General features: G+C 73.3%; 5 protein-coding genes. 1 reads left to right on the top strand and 4 read right to left on the bottom strand.

Annotated elements, in window-relative coordinates; genetic code table 11:
* Window positions 1-107: 107 nt before the first annotated feature.
* The 4 genes from ACFW2Y_RS34640 to ACFW2Y_RS34625 all read right to left on the bottom strand — a co-directional run bounded on the left by ACFW2Y_RS34640 (window position 108) and on the right by ACFW2Y_RS34625 (window position 4156).
* Window positions 108-641 carry a dihydrofolate reductase gene (locus tag ACFW2Y_RS34640; RefSeq protein WP_384887376.1) on the bottom strand — a complete coding sequence of 178 codons (534 nt, stop codon included), beginning with the start codon at window positions 639-641 and terminating at the stop codon, window positions 108-110.
* On the bottom strand, window positions 638-1435 hold the full coding sequence (locus tag ACFW2Y_RS34635; RefSeq protein WP_384887373.1) for a thymidylate synthase: 798 nt from the start codon (window positions 1433-1435) through the stop codon (window positions 638-640). Before ACFW2Y_RS34635 ends, ACFW2Y_RS34640 begins: the two co-directional genes overlap by 4 nt.
* 174 nt (window positions 1436-1609) lie before the next feature.
* Complete coding sequence (locus ACFW2Y_RS34630; protein WP_384887371.1) at window positions 1610-2782, bottom strand: alpha-hydroxy-acid oxidizing protein; 1173 nt, start codon at window positions 2780-2782, stop codon at window positions 1610-1612.
* A 156-nt stretch (window positions 2783-2938) separates the two neighbouring features.
* Entirely contained in the window at window positions 2939-4156 is a 1218-nt protein-coding gene (locus ACFW2Y_RS34625; RefSeq protein WP_384887368.1) for a PucR family transcriptional regulator, read from the bottom strand.
* Window positions 4157-4257: 101 nt separating this feature from the next.
* Between ACFW2Y_RS34625 and ACFW2Y_RS34620 the strand changes: the two genes are divergently transcribed.
* On the top strand, window positions 4258-5025 hold the full coding sequence (locus tag ACFW2Y_RS34620) for a class I SAM-dependent methyltransferase (RefSeq protein ID WP_384887366.1): 768 nt from the start codon (window positions 4258-4260) through the stop codon (window positions 5023-5025).
* Window positions 5026-5136: the final 111 nt, after the last annotated feature.

Here is a 5136-nt window from a genome sequence, read left to right as displayed (position 1 = left end):
GCCGCCGGGGGCGCCGGCGGTTTCGCGGTCGTGTGCGGCCGGCCCGGGGCGTGCTGCGGGAGCTTCCGTGCAGCACGCTCCCGCCTGCCTGCGACGGGGCGCGTCCCCTACGGGCGGGTGTAGCTGCGGATGCGGTAGCGGAGCTCCGACGTGGAGCGGAGCCAGCCGGTGTCCGCGGTGATCTGCCACGCCGGCTCGATGGGCGGGGCGTGGGTGTCCCCGGTCACCGGGGTGTCGACCTCGGTCACCGAGAGCGTCCTCGCGTACGGCAGGGCCGCGCGGTACACCTCGCCACCGCCGATCACCCAGGCCGTTGCCGCCCCACCGGCGGGGGCGGGCGACTCGGAGACCAGGGCCAGCGCGGTGTCGATGGATCCGGCGCGCTCCGCGCCCTCGGCCGCCCACTGGGGGTCGCGCGTCACCACGACGTTGCGCCTGCCGGGCAACGGACGGAACCGCGCGGGCAACGAGTCCCAGGTCTTGCGCCCCATGATCACCGGCTGCCCGAGGGTCGTGGCCTTGAAGTGCGCCATGTCTTCGGAGAGACGCCACGGGATGCCGTTGTCCGCGCCGATCACGCCGCTGGTGCTCTGCGCCCAGATCAGTCCGATGTGCACGTGCTCGTTCGCCTCGCCGCTCATACCGCGACCGGAGCCTTGATCGCCGGGTGGTGCCGGTAGTCCAGCACCTCCACGTCGGCATAGGCGTAGTCGAACATCGAGTCGGCCTTGCGGAGACGCAGTTCGGGGAAGTCGAACGGGGCGCGCGAGAGCTGCTCGGTGACCTGGGTGACGTGGTTGTCGTAGATGTGGCAGTCACCACCGGTCCAAATGAAATCGCCCGGCTCCAGGCCCGTCTGCTGCGCCACCATGTGGGTGAGCAGGGCGTAGCTGGCGATGTTGAAGGGGACGCCCAGGAACAGGTCGGCGCTGCGCTGGTACAGCTGGCAGGAGAGCTTGCCGCCGGCAACGTAGAACTGGAAGAAGGCGTGGCACGGGGCGAGGGCCATCCGGTCCAGCTCGGCGACGTTCCAGGCGGAGACGATCATCCGGCGGGAATCCGGGTCACGCCGCAGGGTGTCGAGGACCTGGCTGATCTGGTCGACGTGCTGCCCGTCGGGCGTGGGCCAGGAGCGCCACTGCACCCCGTAGACCGGGCCGAGCTCGCCCTCCTCGTCGGCCCACTCGTCCCAGATGGTGACGCCGTTCTCCCGCAGCCAGCCGACGTTCGAGTCGCCGCGCAGGAACCACAGCAGCTCGTACACGATCGACTTGAGGTGCACCTTCTTGGTGGTGACCAACGGGAACCCCTGTGAGAGGTCGTAGCGGAGTTGGTGTCCGAAGACACTCCGGGTGCCCGTGCCCGTCCGGTCCGCCTTGGCCGTACCGGAGGTGAGCACCAGTCTCAACAGGTCTTCGTACTGAGTATCCGCCACGGGGGTCGATTCTACTGCCGCCCGCCGGGCGTGCTCGACACGCCCGGCCGCTGGCGCCCTTCCCCGGCGTGGCACCGGCAGGACGGTCGGAAAGCCGCCACCGGGCGGGCCGGATCGCCTGCGCACGTGGAGGAACGGGCGCCGCGTCGCCGCCCGTCGTGGTCCGGGCGCGCCTCAGGCCGCGACGGGCCGCAGGGCTCCGTCCGAGCGGAGGGCGTCCAGGGTCGGATACCCGTCGACGGCGAGGATCAGGTCGGCTTCGGCGAGCAGGGAACGGAGGACGTGGACGACGCCGTCCTCGCCGCCGAGGGCGAGCCCGTAGGCGTACGGCCGGCCGATGCCGACCGCCGTGGCGCCGAGGGCGAGGGCCTTGATGACGTCGGCGCCGGTGCGGACGCCGGAGTCGAAGAGCACGGGCACGCCTTCTGCTGCGGCGACGACCCCGGGGAGCGCATCGAGGGCGGGCAGTCCGCCGTTGGCCTGGCGTCCCCCGTGGTTGGAGCAGTAGATGCCGTCGACGCCGCCGTCCCGGGCCCGCCGCACGTCCTCGGGGTGGCAGATTCCCTTGAGGAGGATCGGCAGGTCCGTGAGGGAGCGGAGCCAGGCGAGGTCGTCCCAGACGAGCGGCTTGCCGAAGATGCCCGCCCACTCGGCGACGGCTGCGCGCAGGTCCTCCTCCGGTGCCTTGGCGAGGCGCGCCCGGAAGACCGGGTCGGAGGTGTAGTTGGCCAGGCAGTGCCCCCGTAGCTGCGGAAAGTTGCCGGTGGCCAGGTCACGGGGCCGCCAGCCGGTGATCCAGGTGTCGAGGGTGACGACGATGCCCCGGAAGCCGGCCGCCTCCGCACGGTGCACCAGGCTCTCCGCAAGGGCGCGGTCGGTGGGGGTGTAGAGCTGGAAGAAGCCGGGAGTGTCGCCGGAGGCGGCGGCCACCCCTTCCATCGGATCGACACCGAGCGTGGAGGCGATCATGGGAACACCGGTGCGGGCGGCGGCACGGGCCGTCGCGAGGTCGCCGTGTCCGTCCTGGGCGCACAGTCCGATCACCCCCACCGGTGCCATGAACAGCGGGGAGGGCAAGGTCAGGCCGAAGAGGTCGACCGACAGGTCGCGTTCCGCGGCGCCGACCATCATGCGGGGGACGAGCCCCCACTTCCGGAAGGCCGCGGCATTGGCCTCCTGGGTGTGCTCGTCACCGGCGCCGCCGGCCACGTAGGACCAGAGCGAGGGCGGCAGGGCCGACCGCGCCTTCGTCTCGAGTTCGTCGAAGGTCATGGGCAGGGAGGGGGTGACGCCGAAGAGCGCGTTCAGATAGATCTCGTTCTGGTAGTCGCCGTACTTCTGGTGCATGGGGGCGCCGTCCCTTCCGTTCCCTCTTCGGGGCGCTCTCCTCGCCCACGGGTCGTTCCCACCACGGTGCCCCGCGCGCCCGCGCTCGGCCATGGAGCCACCTCCAAGAGCGGGGGAGGGAAGTTGTCGGCGCCGACAAGCGGTGCCGTGCGGGCGTCAGCCGCCGCCCCCGCGCCTCGCGTCCCGTCCGTGCCCTCCCTCCGTGCCCGTCCGTCCCCGGAGCCGGGAGACCGCCTCCAGGTGGCGCAGGGCCCACCAGATCTGCAGGGAGTCCTCGGGGCTGCCCGGTTCGAGCCCGGTGGCCGCGGCGAAGGTGCGCAGCCGGTACCGGAGGGTGTTGGGGTGGACGTACAGGGTGGCTGCCGCGGCCTCGGCATTGGCGCCGGCCGCCAGATAGGCGTCCAGGGTGCGGACCAGGGTCGTCCGGCGGCTCCCGTCCGTGTGGCCGAAGCAACGGTCCACCAGCTGTTCGCCGGTGGCCGGTAGGGCCAGCACGGCGGCGTGCAGGGGGAACTCGCCCTCCGTCACGGGGCGTCGGACGTCGAAGGCCGCGGCGAGTTCACCGGCCCGGCGCGCCTGGCGGAGGGACTCGTGCGCGCGGGCCGGGGGCAGGGCGCGGCCGAGTCCGACCGGAAGCGGCACCCCGGACAGCCTCCCGGGCTCGGCCAGCCCGACGACCCGGCGGCCCGCTGCCGCGCTCCCGGGCTCCGGGCCGAAATCCGGTGCCCCCTCCACGCGCAGCACCGTGGCGTGTCCGCGCAGCGTGCGCTCGACGAGGGCCGGGTCCTGTCCGGGCGCGGGCACGGCGTGGAAGGCCAGGTACTCTCCGGCCGGGTCCAGTCCGAGGGCCCGGATGGTCGCCGGCAGTCGCTCCGGCGGAAGTGCGCCGTCGAGCAGCCTGCCCAGCAGCTCGCTCCGCTCCCCGCCGTTCCCCAGTCGCTCCGCCCCGCGGCGGCGGTGCCCCTCGATCACCGCCGCCGACACATGATCACAGCAGAGCCAGAAGTCGCGGGTGAGCGCAAGGGCGACGGCGGACTCGGCGTGCCCGCCGGCCGCCGCGTACAGGGCGTCGAAGGCGTGGCGCGAGGTGAGGCGGAAGGCTTCCAGGAGCGGTTCGAGGGGGACGCCCTGATCGGCGCGGCGAGCGCCGAAGTCGACGAACTCCGCGCGCTCGTGGTCCGAGGGGGCGCGGCCCGCCACGAGTGCGACGAGCGCGGTCTCCATGACGGCCAGCAACTCCCGACCCGTCTCCGACCGGTCCAGCCCTCCGTAGGCGGGGAGCCCGCCGACCGTGGTGGCCGCCTCGGCCGCCACCCGGTCGAGCCGCAGCCCGGCGAGCAGTGCGGCCCTGACGGCCCGGTGGTCCTCGTCCATGCGGTCATTGTTCCCCGCGGAACGAAGGTGCGGGCCCGCCGGGTTTCCGACGCCCGGGAAATGAGCAGGACCGCGGCTCCGCAAGGTGTGATCATGCAGGGATGACGCGCACCTTCGAAGACCTCGTCGCGGAAGCCTCCGGGGCTCCGGTCGACGGCTGGGACTTTTCCTGGCTCGACGGCCGGGCCAGCGAGGAGCGGCCGTCGTGGGGGTACCACCGGCTCCTCGCGAAACGGCTCGCCACCGCGTCGGCGGGGCTGGACATCCAGACGGGCGGCGGGGAGGTGCTGGACACGGTTCCGGCGCTGCCGCCCACGATGGCGGCGACCGAGTCGTGGCCCCCGAACGTCGCACGGGCCACCGAACGGCTCCATCCCCGGGGGGTGGTCGTCGTCGCCGACCCCGACGAGCCGCCGCTGCCCTTCGGCGACTCCGCGTTCGACCTCGTCACCAGTCGTCATCCGGCCACCGTGTGGTGGACGGAGATCGCCCGGGTCCTGCGCCCGGGCGGCAGCTACCTCGCCCAGCACGTGGGCCCCTCCAGCATGTGGGAACTGGTCGAGTGGTTCCTCGGGCCGCAGCCCGAGGCGGCCCGGGCCCGTCACCCCGACGACGAGGCCGCCGCGGCGCGCGCCGCCGGGCTCGACGTGGTGGACGTGCGCGCCGAACGGCTGCGCGTGGAATTCCACGACGTCGGCGCGGTCGTCTGGTTCTTGCGCAAGGTCATCTGGATCGTGCCGGGGTTCGCGGTCGAGGCGCAGCTGCCCCGGTTGCGTCAGTTGGACGCACGGATCCGTACGGAGGGGCCGTTCGTGGCCCACTCCGCACGGACCCTGATCGAGGCGCGGAAGCCCACCGCACGGGTGTAGGGCCGGCCCGGCACGCCGGGGCCGGGCGGGGTTCCGCCTGGGTCGGCGGGGTCGGCGGGGTTCCGCACGGTGACGGCCGCGTCGACCCGTCCGCCCTGGGGACCTCCTGCC

Origin of the sequence: Streptomyces sp. NPDC058877 (assembly GCF_042742855.1) — a bacterium.
Classification (GTDB): Bacteria; Actinomycetota; Actinomycetes; order Streptomycetales; family Streptomycetaceae; genus Streptomyces.
Note: the sequence above shows the minus strand (reverse complement) of the source record. Positions and strands in the feature narration are given on the sequence as shown.

Bases quoted from the DNA above. Each gene is read 5' to 3' on its own strand.
- ACFW2Y_RS34640 (WP_384887376.1), bottom strand. From the start codon at position 641: ATGAGCGGCGAGGCGAACGAGCACGTGCACATCGGACTGATCTGGGCG.
- ACFW2Y_RS34630 (WP_384887371.1), bottom strand. From the start codon at position 2,782: ATGCACCAGAAGTACGGCGACTACCAGAACGAGATCTATCTGAACGCG.
- ACFW2Y_RS34625 (WP_384887368.1), bottom strand. From the start codon at position 4,156: ATGGACGAGGACCACCGGGCCGTCAGGGCCGCACTGCTCGCCGGGCTG.
- ACFW2Y_RS34620 (WP_384887366.1), top strand. From the start codon at position 4,258: ATGACGCGCACCTTCGAAGACCTCGTCGCGGAAGCCTCCGGGGCTCCG.